Here is a 15,708-nt window from a genome sequence, read left to right as displayed (position 1 = left end):
ATAAGGAGAATTCTTATGAGTAATATTTTTGAAGTTATGTTAAAAAAGAATATTGGAGATTTTACATATGAAGAGAAAAGGGAATTAAATAACTGGCTTATAGAAAATTTAAAACTTAAAGAACTTATATATTCTGGATTAGAACTTACTAAAGTTATTAATGAGGATGGGGAAGAAACAGCATACTATGAGAATAAAATAACCGAAGAAGATATTTTATCAGGAAATTTCAATGAATTATGTTCTAAGACATCTAAATATATAGATGATGCTATAAGCTCAATATTATTTGAGGGGCAATTTAATTGTTTTTATGAAAAGATTAAAAGCATATTGGAATTAGAAGACTTTGATGAAATTATTGTTTTTCATGCTTCCTTTGGATGGAATATAGAAATGAAACAAAGACCTCAACATTTAGCAGAGGCATTAAGTAAAAAGAAAGTATTATATATATATAGAAGCGATGTAAAAAATGATAACATTTATTCAATTAAAAAGATAAAGGACAATTTATATGTTCTTAATTTAGATATGTATAGTTTAAATATGGCATTTTTTGAGGCAATAAAATCAATTAATAAGCCTAAATTTTTACATGTTTATGCTACATGTTTAAACTCAGTTGATTACGAAAAGATAAAAACATATATGGATAAAGGCTTTAAAGTCATATATGATTTTGTAGACGAGTTATCTAGTGAAATAAGTGGATATAACATAACTTCTAAAGTGATAGAGGATCATGAAAAACTCTTGAGAGATAAAGAAAATGTATTAGTTGTTTCAACTGCAAAAAAATTAAAAGATATTGCAAATAAATTTAGGGGAGAAAATGAAAATAATATTTTAGCTCCTAATGCTGTTAATTTAGAAGATTTTAAAAATCATGGAAATGAAATAGGTGAAAAAATTCAGCCTATAGTTAATAAAAGAAAGCCTATAATAGGTTATTATGGAGCTTTAGCTAAGTGGGTTGATTATAAATTAATTGAAGAATTAGCAAAGGAAAGAGAAGATTACGAAATAGTTTTAATAGGAATGGATTATGATGGGTCTTATAATCAAAGTAATCTAAAAGATTATTCAAATATATCTTATCTTGGTATGATTGATTATAGAGATTTAATAAACTATTCAAGATATTTTGATGTGTGCATTGTACCTTTTATAAAAAATGATATAACAGACTCCACATCACCATTAAAAATATTTGAGTATATGGCTTTAGAAAAGCCCATAGTAACTACTGATATAAATGAGTGTAAAAATTATGAATCTTGTTTGATTTCAAAGGATTATGATGAGTTTATAAAAAATATTGATAAGGCATTAAAGCTAGAAGTAGATAACAAAGAATATTTTAATATCTTAAGAAGAGAATCTGAAGAAAATACCTGGGATAATAGAGCTGAATTAATAAAAGAGGCTATTAAAAACCTAGAATAAAATAGATTTTACAAAAAAAACTCAATTTAAAACATTACTAAGTTTTAAATTGAGTTTTTATTATTATAACTACATAAGTAATTTATCTTTTTATTATGTAGTTTAATTTTTATAGTTTTATTATGTAAGTATAATATTAATTTACAAGTAAATCATTAAATGAATCTATGTATTCATGTACAATTTCTTTGATTTGTGATTTTTCTTCTTCAGAAACAGTATGTTCTTCTACTGCAAAAACTTTCATTCCAGCACTAAGAGCTCCTTTAACTGCTGGTAAGATATCTTCAAAAACTGCACACTCTTTAGGCTCTAATCCTAATCTTTCAGCAGCTAACAAGTAAACATCAGGAAAATCCTTTCCTCTAGGTACTTCACCTGTTATTGTTATTGAATCGAATAAATGAAAGATATCATTTGATTTTAAGCAAACTTCTAGTAAAGGATAAGAGTTACTAGTAGCTAATCCTATTTTTATGTTAGATTCTTTTAATTGCTCAAGAAATTCTCTTGCACCAGGTTTAAGTTTTATATTATTTTTATACTCTACATAAGCCATATCATGCCAAGTTTTCATTATTTCTTCTTCTGAACTTGCTATATTAAATCTTTTTTTAAAATATTTAGCAACTTCTTTGAAGCCTAAATGAGTGATTTCTTCTTTAAGGTTTTTAGGAACTTCAAGACCAAGATCAGTTAGGTAATCAGAATCTATTTTAGCCCATACTCCCATTGAATCAACTAAAGTTCCATCTAAATCAAAGATTACACCTTTTATATTGCTAAGCATTGTTGCCTCACCCCCAATACAGTTTAACATATAAATTATATAGAAGGTAAGGTTAAATATTAAGCTTATAAGTAAATATGTTTTAGAATTCTCTTTCAAAAATAGATATTTTTTCTTTATCCTCAAAAGATTTTAATGAATTTATTCCTAATCTCAATAGGACTTCATCCATAGTATGGCTATGAGTAGCAACTTTTATTGGCGAATTATAAGCAACTTCATCAACGTGTTTTTTACCTATGCTAGGATCTACTATTCTTTTAGGACCACCAACGCATCCTCCAACACATCCCATACCTTCAATAAAGTTTGCTTTTAATTCACCAGATTGAACTTTATTTAAGAGTTCTTTACATTCTTTAACTCCATTAGCTTGAACTGCCTTAAATATCTTAGCTTTATCAGGATAGAGTTCTTTAACCACATCATTTATGGCCTCTGATACCCCTCCAGTTCGAGCGTAAAGCCTTCCACCTCTAGAGGTGTATTCTATAGAGGGAACACCTTTCATAGATGATGGATCTATTTTTAATGCTTCAAATATACCCTTTAATTCTTCAAAGGTTAAGACATAATCTATAGCACCAACTAAGTCTTTTTCTCTTGCTTCAGCTTTCTTAGCTATACAGGGACCTATAAAAACTACCTTAGCATCTTTATTTAATTTTTTTATTACTCTCCCAGCAGCTATCATAGGTGAAACAGAAGGGGAGACATCCTTTACTAAATCCGTATAACACTTTCTTAACATGGCCACCCACATAGGGCAACAGCAAGATGTTATTAATATATCTCCAGTTTTTTCTACATGATGATTAAATTCAACAGCTTCTTTAATTGAAAGCATATCAGCGGCAAAGGCAACTTCAATCATATCTGAGAAGCCTATTTTTATAAATGCTTCTCTTAGCATATCTAAGGAGACATTTTCACCAAATTGTCCAGCTATAGCAGGAGCTACTGCGGCAATTACAGTCTCATTATTTTTTATTAAATCAATAATAGGAAGAAGTTCAATTCTATCTAAGAAGTGACCACTTTCGCATACCTGAACACATATACCACAATTTTGACATAGATTTGGATCTATATATTTACTATTATCTATAGGATCAGTCAGTATTGCATCAAAGGGACAAAGGCTTTGACATTTACCTTTACTTTCTTTTGAACAGTTTTTTGTACATACAGAAACTTTATCAACTATATTTTTTTTGATTTTGTGTGTTGTTATAGCTTTTCTTATGTCATAAGCAATATTATCTGAGTTTTTATCTATATCAACTCCACATAGGGATGAAAGAACATCAATAGCATCTTCTTTACTATTAAAATTATTTTTTACTATATCATTTAATTTTTCATCAAAGTTATCTTCTGAATAATATGAAGAGATAAGTTCTTTAAATAAAGAGTCATACTTTTTATTCATAATAGATCGATCCTCCTACAATCATTTTAATAAAATTATTATGTACAAAAATTCAAATTGTATTAGTGGAGTGTATAAATTTTTATGTTTTGGAAAGTATTTTAAGTAGATACTAATTTAAAAAGAGGGAGATATACAATGAAATATATTATATTAACTGGGATATTAGCACTTATATGGATGTTTTATATGGCTTTATTTACTGCAGCCGCAAAGGAAGATAGGTACTTTGAAGAAGAATTTGCAAAGAGTATTAAAGAAGAGGGAAATGATAATTTAGAATAAAAAATATGTTTAAGAATATAATTTATTAATAAGATTAAAGTAGATTATATATTTTATATTAAAATTATCTACTAATAAAAATAATACTCCAGTTAAGTCTAAATAGATTTAACTGGAGTATTAATATTAAAATCTTATATAAAATAAAAAAAGGAATTGCTGTTGCAATTCCTTTTGGTCGGGGTGACAGGGATCGAACCTGCGACCTCATGGTCCCAAACCACGCGCGCTCCCATCTGCGCCACACCCCGGCGACATTTATTATTATATGAGAAAATAATAAGGTTGTCAACAAAAAAATAAAAAAAGTTTAAAAAATTAAAAAATATTATATTCTACTTAAAATATATTATATTTCTGTGAGGATGTTATAATGTTAAGTAGTAATTTAAAAATTAAAAGATGAGGTGAAACAAATGAAGATAAGTTCAATTGTTATGCTAGCAGCTAGTTTTTTATTAATAGTTGTTGGAATAGTATTATTTGCAAACAAAAAAAGATTTGAAGGAGAAAATCAAGCAGGGAAATATAGTGCTAAGTACATACAAAGCAATGCAATAGGAAATATTTTTATAGGATTTTTAGGAACTATTTTAGGAGTACTTGATAACTTTGTTAATGGAAATTCAATAAAAATAGCTTTCGTAGTTATTATAATAGGTGGGTCAATTGTTCAGAAATTAGTTGGAAATAAAATCTCAAAATAGTATATATATGTAAGAAAAAGTTAAAAAAGTGTAAAAAAAGTGAAAAAATTATATTTATTTAACAAAAAAATGACAAATTTATATTGTTACAAAAAGGTTTCAAATGCTATAATGTATAAGTGTAAAACTTTTAACATAGGGGAGGGATGAGTTCCTATTTTTCATTAAATGGGAGCAAGTAGATATGAAGAAAAAAATAATTTCAACAGTTCTTGCTGCTACAATGACATTTGGAGTAGGACATAGTGTATTCGCAACTCCACTTACAGATGATCAAAAGCAACAAATGGAACAAAGTCAAGATAAATATGCAGATATAAATAGTAAGATAAGAGAGTTAGAAGATAAGATAGATGGGTTATCAGCTAAAATAGAACCTTTATTTTTCCAAGTAGAAAAAAATAAAGAAGAAATATCTAAAACAGAGGAATCAATTTCAACAGTTAAAGTTCAAATTGAGGAATCAAAGAAGAAAATAGAAAAACAACAAGAAGTTTTAGGTCAAAGAATAAGAGCAACATATAAAAGTGGTGGACAAGCAAACTACTTAACTGCTTTATTAGATTCTAATGGAATTGGTGACTTCTTATCAAGAGTACAAGCTATAAGCAAAGTAATGGGTATGGATAAGCAAGTTATTGATGAGTTAACTTCTGAAAAGGAAAAGCTTGATAGCCAAGTTAAAGAATTAGAAGATAAGACTGCCGAATTAAATAAGCTTAATTCAGAAACTCAATCAAAAATAGATGAGTTAAACAAAATGAAAGCTGAGCAAGAAGGCGCTATAAAAGATATGAAAGCTGAGCAAGAAAAAGTTGTTGGCGAATTAGCTCCACTAGAAAGACAGTTAATTGAGCCATGGACTTCTAAAATAAATTCAAATAGTTCAGTAAATGATTTAAATCAAGCTGTGACAGCCTTAAGAGGTTTAAGAAATCAAATAAAAACTCCAGAGGTAGATGCAGAAGCTGTTCAAGCTATAGAAAAAGCTAAAGATTTAATCGAAACTAAAAAAGCAGAAGAAGCAGTAAGTAGCGCACCTAACAGAGGTGGAGATGTTAATTCTGGCGGAAGTTCATCTTCAACTAGTAATGGAAGTTCATCATCAAATAGTGGAAGCACAGTAGCTCCTCCAAGTGAAGGGGCAGCTTCAGCAGTAGTATCATATGCATATCAGTTTATAGGAAGACCATATGTATTTGGTGCAACTGGTCCAGATTCATTTGACTGTTCAGGATTTACTAGTTATGTTTATAGAAATGCAGTAGGTAGAGAAATTACTAGAACTACTTATACACAAATAAATCAAGGTAGACCTGTATCAAGAGATCAGTTACAACCAGGAGATTTAGTATTTACTAATGGTGTAGGACACGTTGGAATATATGTAGGTGGTGGACAAATGATTCACGCTGCTAGACCAGGTGTTGGTGTAATAGTAGGCCCTATATATAATTTCTCATCAGCAAGAAGAATATTATAATTTAAAATATATTTATGCCAAACAGTAGAAATAGCTGTTTGGCATATTTTTTTATAAAAGGTTAAGAATTTTGAGTATATGCTATAATATAGACTATAACAATTAAAGAGACCTTAATTTATTTACTGATTTTACAGGTCTACTGATTACAATAAAGGTGAGTGTGAAGAAGTATGAATAAAACTTTAAAAGAGTTGGATTTAACTTTAGTTAACGAGAATGAAACTCTTGATGATCTACAGTTAGATGGATTACATCTAATTCAGAAAAAAGAAGGGTTTAGATTTGGAGTGGATGCTGTTTTACTAGCTAATTTTGCTAATGTTAACAGAAAACATTCTGTATTAGATTTGTGCACAGGTACAGGAATAATTCCTTTTATTATTTACGGAAAAAAAAATCCTAAAGAAGTAGTTGGAATTGAGATACAAGAAGAATTTGCTGAAATGGCAAATAGAAGTGCAAAGATTAATAATATTCAAGATAAAGTATCTTTTGTATGTGGCGATTTAAAGGATAAAGAGCTTAATAAATCAATGCCTAAATTTGATGTTGTTACAGTAAATCCTCCATATAAGTTAAATAATGCAGGTATTGTAAATCCAGAAGATAAACTTGCTATAGCTAGACATGAGATTATGTGTAATTTAGAGGATGTTATAGCAGCAAGTAGAAGATTTCTAAAGGATAATGGAAGACTTTATATGGTACATAGACCTGAAAGGTTAGCTGATATATTTTGTCTTATGAGAAAATATAAAATAGAACCTAAAAGGGTTAGAATGGTTCATCCTAATACAAAAAAAGCTGCAAACATAGTTTTAGTAGAAGGTCAAAGAGACGGCGGAGCTTTCTTAAAATGGGAAGCACCTTTATATGTGTATAAAGATGAAGGTGGATATAGTGAAGAAATAGATAAGATATATGGAAGGGAGAGTAAATAAAAATGAGTAAAGTTTATTTAGTACCGACTCCAATAGGAAATTTAGGAGATATAACTTTAAGAGCCTTAGAGGTTTTAAAAAATGTTGATTTAATAGCTGCTGAGGATACAAGACAAACTCTTAAGCTTTTAAATCATTTTGAGATTAAAAAGCCTTTAATTAGTTATCATAAGCATAATGAGCAAGGTAAAGGTGAAGAAATACTTAGAAGAGTTAAAGAAGGAACTTCAGTTGCTATAGTTAGTGATGCTGGAACTCCAGGAATATCAGATCCAGGAAGTGTAGTTGTTGAGAAATGTATAGAAGAAGGTATAGAATTTGAAGTTTTACCAGGAGCAACAGCTTTTACAACTGCTTTAATATATTCTGGATTAGATACAACTAAATTTATGTTTAAGGGATTTTTCCCAAGAGAAAATAAGGATAAAAGATCTTTTATTGAAGACATAAAGGATAGAACAGAAACAATAATAATATATGAATCACCATATAGAATATTAGATACTATAGATACTTTAAAAGAAGGGTTAGGAAATAGAAAAGTAGCTATATGTAGAGAATTAACTAAGCTTCATGAAGAAATATTTAGAGGAACTTTAGAGGAAGCAAAAATTCATTTTGAAGAAAATGCTCCAAAAGGTGAGTTTGTTTGTGTAATATCAGGAAAAACAGATAAAGAAATAGAAGAAGAAAATACTTCAAAATGGATTAGCATGTCTATAGAGGAACATATAATACATTATATAGATAATGAAGGAATGAAGAAAAAAGATGCTATAAAACAAGTAGCAAAGGATAGAGGAGTTGCAAAATCAGAAATATATAAATTTTCATTAGATATTTAGGGTTAACATATAAGATTTAAGTATTATAATATTTAATTTAAGATATGTGGTAACTTTTAATAAAATTATATTTTAGCTAAAGGGAAATTTAGCATATATAATTATGCGATTAGGATTAACAAATAAAAAATAGTTTATAATTAAAGAATTATGATTTTAAGAAAATATTTATTAAAATATAGATAATAAAAATAAAGCACTTCATAGGGGATTATGAAGTGCTTTAACACTATAAGGGGATATAGTGTTAAAAATTATTATTGGTTAGGGTTAAAATGTTAATTAATTATTTATATTAAATAAGTTAATTACTATTTTTTTAATTCATCTAAACATTTTTGGCAGATGTTTTTACCTTTGTAGTTAACAACATCTCTAGCATCTCCGCAGAATATACATGCTGGCTCATATTTCTTTAATATGATTTGCTCTCCATCTACATAGATTTCTAAAGCATCCTTTTCTGCTATATCTAATGTTCTTCTTAACTCTATAGGAATAACTATTCTTCCTAATTCGTCTACTCTTCTTACTACACCTGTTGATTTCATTATACTTCCTCCTTGCATTTTACAACTTTCGACAAAACGCATTATAATATTAACAAACTTGTCATATTAAGTCAATATGTTTTGTCAAAAAAAATGTTTGTTTACAATTTTTTTTATTCTCAATCAATTATATATTAAATATACTACCATTTTTTTGAAAAGTCAAGGTAAAGATTAATTTATTTTACATAAATAGACTAATTTTTGTTTGACAAAAAGTTAAAAAAAAGGATAAATATTGATATATTAATATAAATTTATACTTGGAAAATAACAATTAACTTATAAAATATATATTTAAAAATAAAATTGGAAAAAAATAATAAAAATGTCGTATAGAAAATTATTTAATTTATATAATATTCTATGATTAAATTAATATATTGTTTATTATTATTTAAGAAAATAGGGTAAAATATATGAATTTAAAAATTTATAATGAAATATTTACTTTTTAATAAAAAAAATACATTAATAGATAAAATATATTTAAAGTTTTTCAAAAAAATTTGAATATATTTTACTTATATAGTATTAAATATAAAAAACTTTTGTAATAAATATGATTTATTCTATATATTGTTTATAAATTTAAGTTATGTAAAACAAAATAGAGGGTATTAACTTGTAATGTGATTATAAATACTATATAATACATAATAAGGGTTTAAAACGAAATTTGAGGTGTGCTATGGATATTAATAATTTTAATTCTGAACAAATAAAAGTTTTGGCAGAAGAGATGTCAAAAAACAGTATGGTTTCTTATGATGATTTGCCAAAGTATGATTTATTTCTTTCACAGGTTATAGACTATCTAAATGATAAGTTTACGGAAGATAAATTTACTAATAATATAGTGCAAAACTATATTAAAAGTGAGGTAATATCAAAGCCGGAAGATGGGAAAAAACGTGGATATACTAAGGTGCACTTAGCTCAATTGGTTTTATTAAGTTATATGAGACCCCTATTAAAAACCGATGAGATCAAAAAAGTATTTGCTTTAGCATTTAATGATATTAATGATAGAAGCGATGATATAATATCTTGGGAAACGGCTTATAAGATGTTCGGAGAAGTACAAGAAGAGAGCATAAAAAGATTCTTAGAGGTGCCATTAGTTGATAACGATAAAATAGAAGAAATAATACAGGTTTCTGATATAAAAGAAGAAGATAGAGATTGCATAGTGACTTTCCTAACTGTTATGACATTAATAGCACAAGCAAGTGTAGTAAAGAAAGTAGTGCAAAAAATAGTTAATGGATATCATAAAGAAGAAAAATAAAAAAGTTGAAGATAAAGCTTCAACTTTTTTATTTTTTTATTCAAAGAAAGATATATTATAGTTACAATGGAATTCTTTATTAGGCATAAGTGACTGGATTGCAGCTTTATCCTTAAATTCTCCATTAAATCCATCAAAGTCTGCATGTCCAAACCAAGGTTCTATACAGACAAATGGAGCACCAGTATCTTTTGTCCATAATCCTAAGTAAGGGAATTCACCAAAATCAAATTCTAGGTACTTTTTATGATTTTTTGATTTTAATGAAATTTTATTTGATTTTAGATTTTTAAAAACTAAAGCATCATTTTTAAATAAATCAGTAGATAGATTTATTATATTTTCATCCTTTAAATATGGTTTTTCTTCTTTTGAGAAATAACCAGGACCAACTAATTGCATTATGCTTGCATTTTCTTTCTCATTAAATTCGAAGTAGTAATCATCAAATTTATCATTTTCAATAGGACACATAAATGCTGGATGGGCACCAATTGAGAAATACATTTCTTTATTATCTAAATTCTTTACAATATAGTCTATGCTTAAATTTATATCATTTAAAGTGTATTTTATTATAAGTGAAAATTTAAAAGGATAAACTTTTAATGTATCTTCAGAGTATTTTAGTTCAAAAGATATTGAGTTTTTAGTTTGTTCTATCATTTCAAAGTCACGAACTCTAGCTAATCCATGTTGAGGAAGTTCATAAGTAATGCCATCAACTGTGTATTTACCATTAAATACTTTACCAACTATAGGGAAAAGTATTGGAGCATGATATTTCCAATAAGCTTCGTCTCCAGACCATAAAAATTCAGTATTATCTTTTTTTCCCTTTATACTATGTAATTCGCCACCATGATTACTTAAAGAGATTTTTAAGTGTTGATTTTCAAGAGTATAAATCATAATCTCATCCTTTCAGAGTAGTATATTTTAAAATAATTATATCATTAATTCTCTATAGTAAAAAAGCTGAAAAACAATCTTTTAAGATTATTTTCCAGCTAGTTAATATATTATTTTGGATTAACATCCTTATATATATAGTCTTGTATTTGTTCCTTTGTTTTAGCTTCATCAAATGTTAAATACCAAACACCATCAATCATTTCACCTTTACAATATCCATCTAGAGGGAAACGCATATTTTCAACTGGTGGAATACCAGTTGAGGCTACAGAAGTAGCAATACTAAGTATTTTAGATGGAGTTAAGTTTGTTTCAACATAAGGTAAAAGTTTTTTTATTGTTTCAGGGTATTCAGAAGGTTTTAATGCGGAAAGTTTTTTTATGATTGCATCAAGAACATTTCTTTGTCTTTCAGTTCTTTCATAGTCTCCATCACCAACGTAACGAATTCTAGAGTAACCTACAGCTTGGGCACCATTTAATACTTGCTCACCTTCACTAACTGGCGTATATTCTCTTCCAGCAATTTCTGCAACATTTTTAGCGTAATTATTAACTTCCTTAACTTCATAAGGTTTTATATTTATTGGTACTCCACCTAAATCATCTATTATTTCAGCTAAGTTATCAAAGTTAACAGTTACATAGTCTTTTATATCTAATCCAAAGTTTTCGTTTATTGTTTTTAATGCTAAAGTAGGACCACCATAAGCATAAGCGTGAGTTAATTTAGTTTTACCATGTCCATCAACTTCAACATAACTATCTCTCATAAGAGATGTAAGCTTTATTTTATCATGTTTAGTATCTATTGTAGCTATTATTATGGAGTCAGAACGTCCAACATTATCATGTTCTCTACTATCTACTCCAAAAAGAGCTATATTTAAAATACCATCTTGGAATAGGTCTTTATTTGATTCATCAATACCTAAAGATTTATCATCTTGAGCTATTTTCTTTATATCCATTTTATTTAATGTTGAGTAAACATATGTAGCTCCAAGTCCTATACCTATAAGTAATAAGAAGAATAATGTTAATACTATTATTTTCACTTTACTTTTTTTCTTAGGTGTATTACCTTGACTATTAGAATCATTTTTTTTTGCATGTTTGCCTTGCGACATTAATTTCACCAACCTTCGCCCTTTAAAATTTTACACAATTTACTAGTATAATTTTATTCCTATAGATTAACAAAAAAGTTACATTTTTATTAATTATACATATTAATTATAAATGTGTATAATTAATATATCTATAGTTAATTATAAAATTAGTATTATTTATAAGGAGCAATTTATGAAAAAGAAATCAAAAGGTTTTCTGAGAAAAACCGTAATATTTCTTGTTATGTTTATAAAAAAAATAGGAGATGACGATATTTTTGCATTAGGAGCTCAATTGGCATATTATATGGTATTATCATTCATTCCTTTTCTAATGTTCTTAATGACCTTAGTAGGATTTAGTCATTTAAATAGTGATGCAGTTCTTAATTTATTGAGTAATGTAATGCCAACAGAAGCTTTTAATCTAATTCAAAGTACTGTTATTGAAATAGTAGACAGAGAACAAACAGGATTATTATGGATAAGTATAGCTTTAGCCATATGGGTATCATCTTCAGGATTTAAAGCCGTAATAAAGGGGCTGAATAAGGCCTATGGAGTTAAAGAGACTAGATCTTATATAAAGTTAAAATTAATTTCTATGATATACACAATTTTATTAGCTTTAATTGTTATAGCTACTTTATTCTTATTTGTATTTGGTGATGTAATAGGGGATTTCTTTATGAAAGTATTAGAGCATCCAGAGTTTATATATTATATATGGAATATATTAAGGTATGTAGTAGTTATTTTAATAATGATATTATTTTTTATGTTTTTATATAATGCAACTCCTTGTGTAAGGTTAGGATGGCTTGAGGTAATTCCAGGAGCTGTCATAACAACATTAGGATGGATATCAATTTCATATATTTTTGCCTATTATGTAAATAATTTTAGTAATTACTCAAGATTATATGGAAGTTTGGGAGCAGTATTTATGTTTATGACATGGATGTTTATAACTTCTATGATATTAATTTTAGGTGGAGAAATAAATGCTGTTTTAGCTGAAAAAAATAGATTAAAAGATTTATAGAGAAATAAAAAAGAGTCATTACCTTAATGGTTAAATGACTCTTTTTATAATTATCATTTATTATTTTTCATATCCATTTGGATGGTTTTTATGCCAATTCCAAGCAGTTTCAATTATTGTTTCTAATGAATTGAATTTAGGTTTCCAATTTAATTCTTCTATAGCTTTATCTGATGAAGCTATTAATATAGCTGGGTCTCCAGCTCTTCTAGGAGCTACCTCAGCTGGGATTGGATGGCCAGTTACTTTTCTTGCAACTTCTACAACTTCTTTTACAGTAAATCCAGTACCATTACCAAGATTGTATATTCTGCTTTCTCCACCATTCATTAATCTTTCTAGTGCTAATGAGTGAGCAGATGCTAAATCTGATACATGGATATAATCTCTTACACAAGTACCATCTTTAGTATCATAATCATCTCCAAACATCATTATTTTATCTCTTTTTCCTAATGCAACTTGTAATATTAAAGGAATTAAATGAGTTTCAGGAGCATGATCTTCTCCAATTTTTCCGTTAACATGAGCGCCAGCAGCATTGAAGTATCTTAAAGCAGTGTATTTTATTCCATAAGCAGTATCACACCATTTTAAAATCTTTTCAACAAGAAGCTTAGATTCTCCATAAGCATTTGTAGGAAGATTTTTATCAGTTTCTAATATAGGAATATTTTCAGGTTCTCCATAAGTAGCAGCTGTTGAAGAGAAAACTATGTATTTTACATTATGATCTCTCATAGCCTCTAATAAACTTATAGTTCCTGAAACGTTATTATTGAAATATTTTAAAGGCTCTGTCATACTTTCTCCAACAAGAGAGTAGGCAGCAAAATCAATAACAGCTTCTATGTTATTTTCAGTAAAAATCTTGTCTAATATTTTTCTATCTCTTAAATCACCTTTATAAAGTTTTCCGCCAAGAATAGCATCTTCATGTCCTTTTTCGAAGTTATCTAAGATAACAACTTCTTTATTGTTTTCAATTAATTCTGCAACCATATGGCTACCTATATAGCCAGCACCACCACAAACTAAAATTGCCATGTTAATACCTCCAGTAAATTTTATTCTAATAACATTATATACTATTTTAAGTAAAAGTTTTACTAAAATAAACGAAATTTAATATGAATTTTGAATAAATTTCACTTTTTTGGTTAAAATAACAGGTGAGAATTTTTTAGGAGGTCATATTAAATGAATAAAATAGTTTTATTAGGACGTTTAGTAAAGGATCCAGAGTTAAGATATGTAGAGGGTGGGGAGAAGGTATATACAAAATTCACAATTGCTGTGGCAAGAAATTTTAAATCTTCCACAGGAGAAAGAAAAAAAGATTTTATTCCAATAATAATGTGGGAGAAAAAAGCAGAGATAGCTTGTAAATATCTAAAAAAGGGAGATCTTTTAAGTGTTAGTGGAAGACTTATAACAAGAAGCTTTGAGGATACTGAAGGGAAGAGAAGATATATTGTAGAAGTATCAGTAGAAGATTTTAAATGTGTTAATTTTAATCATGATAGAGTAGATAATAACTTTTAATATAAAAAAGTAGTAAGCAAATAGTTACTTACTACTTTTTGGTTAATGTATATTTAGTATAATTAAGTTAAGAATTATTTTAAAGCATTTCCTATTTCAACACCAAAGTCGAAAGCTTTTTGAGCTTCTTCTTCTGATGGCTTAAATTTAATTCTTAAACCTTCAACAGGCATTTTCATTCTTAATTCTTTTAATCTACTTTCTATTCTAGGAACAGCTTCACCACTCCATCCATATGAACCAAAGGCACCAGCTATTTTTCCACCATGAATTACAGGGTTAAGTTTTGCCATTAAATCTCTTACTGGCTCAACAAGTTCATTTACGATTGTTGGAGAACCAAATAATATAGCATCTGATGAACCAACTTCGCCAACTAATTCTGTCATATCATGTTCTATTATATTAAATAGATTTATGTCTAAGTTTCCAGTTGATTTAATACCTTCAGCTATTTTTTCAGCTAATTGTTTAGTATATCCATATGCAGAAACATAGAATATTGAAGCTTTTTTAACTTCCTTAGCTGGAGCTGGAGTACTCCATTCTTTATAAAGATTAACCACTTTATATGGGTTAGATCTTAAGATTGGACCATGACCTGGACAGATTATTTCTATGTCTAATCCTTTTATTTTATCAAGAGCTTTTAAAACATATGGTTTAAATGGTCCCATTATACAATCAAAGTAGTATTTTAATGCTTCCATATATTCTTCTTCATTAGGAATTAAATCATCAAACATTTCTTCACAAGAATAGTGGCTTCCGAATGAATCACAAGTGATAAGAGTTTTATCTTCTTCTACGTAAGTGTAGATTGTATCAGGCCAGTGTAAGAATGGTACTGACATGAATTTTAAAGTTTTATTTCCTAAAGAAATTGAATCTCCATCTTTAACTGGGATTGATTCGAAATCTCCATTAACTATTTCTTTTATATAGTTAATAGCTATAGGTGACGCTACTATTTTAGCCTTAGGAGCTAATTCTAATATTTTACCTATAGAACCAGCATGGTCAGGCTCAGTATGACTTACAACGATATAGTCAATTTCTGAAGGTTCTACACCTAAGTCTTTTAATCTTGCTATATACTGATCGAAGAATTCAGCTTTTACAGTTTCAAATATTGCTGTTTTTTCACTACCTTTTACAACATATGAATTATAAGTTGTTCCGTAAGGTGTGTACATTATTATGTCAAATACTCTAAGGTTTGGATCTAATGCTCCTACCCAAAATAAATCGTCTTTAATATTTAAGTGCTTCACTACATACGCTACATATTTTTTGTAGAATAATATGCAGCTA

At 28.0% G+C, this 15,708-nt stretch carries 16 protein-coding genes and 1 tRNA gene; 9 read left to right on the top strand and 8 right to left on the bottom strand.

Going from position 1 to position 15,708, the window contains the following annotated elements; all coding sequences use genetic code 11:
* Positions 1-15 precede the first annotated feature (15 nt).
* Entirely contained in the window at positions 16-1,449 is a 1,434-nt protein-coding gene (locus tag I6G60_RS15100) for a glycosyltransferase (protein WP_003473103.1), read from the top strand.
* A 136-nt stretch (positions 1,450-1,585) separates the two neighbouring features.
* Here I6G60_RS15100 and I6G60_RS15095 read toward each other — a convergent pair whose 3' ends face one another.
* Both I6G60_RS15095 and I6G60_RS15090 read right to left on the bottom strand, forming a co-directional pair.
* Positions 1,586-2,239, bottom strand: coding sequence for an HAD family hydrolase (locus I6G60_RS15095; protein WP_003473105.1), 654 nt, complete (start codon positions 2,237-2,239; stop codon positions 1,586-1,588).
* An 82-nt stretch (positions 2,240-2,321) separates the two neighbouring features.
* Complete coding sequence (locus tag I6G60_RS15090; protein ID WP_003473104.1) at positions 2,322-3,671, bottom strand: [Fe-Fe] hydrogenase large subunit C-terminal domain-containing protein; 1,350 nt, start codon at positions 3,669-3,671, stop codon at positions 2,322-2,324.
* A gap of 138 nt (positions 3,672-3,809) precedes the next feature.
* On the opposite strand from I6G60_RS15090, the gene I6G60_RS15085 reads away from it, so the two are divergent.
* A complete protein-coding gene (locus I6G60_RS15085) occupies positions 3,810-3,956 on the top strand; it encodes a hypothetical protein (RefSeq protein ID WP_003453473.1) in 147 nt (48 codons plus the stop codon).
* Between the two features lie 175 nt (positions 3,957-4,131).
* On the opposite strand, the gene I6G60_RS15080 is transcribed toward I6G60_RS15085, so the two are convergent.
* A tRNA-Pro gene (locus tag I6G60_RS15080) sits at positions 4,132-4,207 on the bottom strand.
* A 165-nt stretch (positions 4,208-4,372) separates the two neighbouring features.
* Between I6G60_RS15080 and I6G60_RS15075 the strand changes: the two genes are divergently transcribed.
* The 4 genes from I6G60_RS15075 to rsmI all read left to right on the top strand — a co-directional run bounded on the left by I6G60_RS15075 (position 4,373) and on the right by rsmI (position 7,935).
* The gene (locus I6G60_RS15075) at positions 4,373-4,663 is read left to right on the top strand and encodes a hypothetical protein (protein WP_042268404.1); all 291 of its coding nucleotides are present in this window, start codon (positions 4,373-4,375) and stop codon (positions 4,661-4,663) included.
* A gap of 184 nt (positions 4,664-4,847) precedes the next feature.
* Positions 4,848-6,146: a C40 family peptidase gene (locus I6G60_RS15070; protein WP_003470217.1), complete on the top strand. Its 1,299-nt coding sequence runs from the start codon at positions 4,848-4,850 to the stop codon at positions 6,144-6,146.
* Positions 6,147-6,319: 173 nt separating this feature from the next.
* Positions 6,320-7,090 (top strand): tRNA1(Val) (adenine(37)-N6)-methyltransferase, encoded by a 771-nt coding sequence (locus I6G60_RS15065; protein ID WP_003473109.1) that lies wholly within the window; start codon positions 6,320-6,322, stop codon positions 7,088-7,090.
* 2 nt (positions 7,091-7,092) lie between these two features.
* Positions 7,093-7,935 (top strand): 16S rRNA (cytidine(1402)-2'-O)-methyltransferase, encoded by an 843-nt coding sequence (gene rsmI, locus I6G60_RS15060; protein WP_003453470.1) that lies wholly within the window; start codon positions 7,093-7,095, stop codon positions 7,933-7,935.
* A gap of 311 nt (positions 7,936-8,246) precedes the next feature.
* On the opposite strand, the gene I6G60_RS15055 is transcribed toward rsmI, so the two are convergent.
* On the bottom strand, positions 8,247-8,486 hold the full coding sequence (locus I6G60_RS15055; protein ID WP_003476163.1) for an AbrB/MazE/SpoVT family DNA-binding domain-containing protein: 240 nt from the start codon (positions 8,484-8,486) through the stop codon (positions 8,247-8,249).
* A gap of 691 nt (positions 8,487-9,177) precedes the next feature.
* Here I6G60_RS15055 and I6G60_RS15050 point away from each other — a divergent pair.
* The gene (locus tag I6G60_RS15050; RefSeq protein ID WP_003458091.1) at positions 9,178-9,777 is read left to right on the top strand and encodes a DUF1836 domain-containing protein; all 600 of its coding nucleotides are present in this window, start codon (positions 9,178-9,180) and stop codon (positions 9,775-9,777) included.
* A 36-nt stretch (positions 9,778-9,813) separates the two neighbouring features.
* Here I6G60_RS15050 and I6G60_RS15045 read toward each other — a convergent pair whose 3' ends face one another.
* Positions 9,814-10,689 carry an aldose 1-epimerase family protein gene (locus I6G60_RS15045; RefSeq protein ID WP_004456007.1) on the bottom strand — a complete coding sequence of 292 codons (876 nt, stop codon included), beginning with the start codon at positions 10,687-10,689 and terminating at the stop codon, positions 9,814-9,816.
* 110 nt (positions 10,690-10,799) lie between these two features.
* Complete coding sequence (locus I6G60_RS15040) at positions 10,800-11,822, bottom strand: LCP family protein (RefSeq protein WP_011590120.1); 1,023 nt, start codon at positions 11,820-11,822, stop codon at positions 10,800-10,802.
* Between the two features lie 175 nt (positions 11,823-11,997).
* Here I6G60_RS15040 and I6G60_RS15035 point away from each other — a divergent pair, with 175 nt between their 5' ends.
* A complete protein-coding gene (locus I6G60_RS15035; RefSeq protein WP_003471493.1) occupies positions 11,998-12,849 on the top strand; it encodes a YihY/virulence factor BrkB family protein in 852 nt (283 codons plus the stop codon).
* 60 nt (positions 12,850-12,909) lie between these two features.
* Here I6G60_RS15035 and galE read toward each other — a convergent pair whose 3' ends face one another.
* Positions 12,910-13,896 carry a UDP-glucose 4-epimerase GalE gene (galE, locus tag I6G60_RS15030; protein WP_003458072.1) on the bottom strand — a complete coding sequence of 329 codons (987 nt, stop codon included), beginning with the start codon at positions 13,894-13,896 and terminating at the stop codon, positions 12,910-12,912.
* A gap of 153 nt (positions 13,897-14,049) precedes the next feature.
* Here galE and I6G60_RS15025 point away from each other — a divergent pair, with 153 nt between their 5' ends.
* Positions 14,050-14,394: a single-stranded DNA-binding protein gene (locus I6G60_RS15025; protein ID WP_003457980.1), complete on the top strand. Its 345-nt coding sequence runs from the start codon at positions 14,050-14,052 to the stop codon at positions 14,392-14,394.
* 74 nt (positions 14,395-14,468) lie between these two features.
* Here the strand turns inward: I6G60_RS15025 and I6G60_RS15020 are convergent, their stop codons facing one another.
* On the bottom strand, positions 14,469-15,668 hold the full coding sequence (locus I6G60_RS15020; protein WP_003458024.1) for an FprA family A-type flavoprotein: 1,200 nt from the start codon (positions 15,666-15,668) through the stop codon (positions 14,469-14,471).
* Positions 15,669-15,708: the final 40 nt, after the last annotated feature.

This window comes from Clostridium perfringens (assembly GCF_016027375.1).
GTDB lineage: Bacteria > Bacillota > Clostridia > Clostridiales > Clostridiaceae > Sarcina > Sarcina perfringens.
This window is presented reverse-complemented; position numbering and strand designations above follow the sequence as displayed.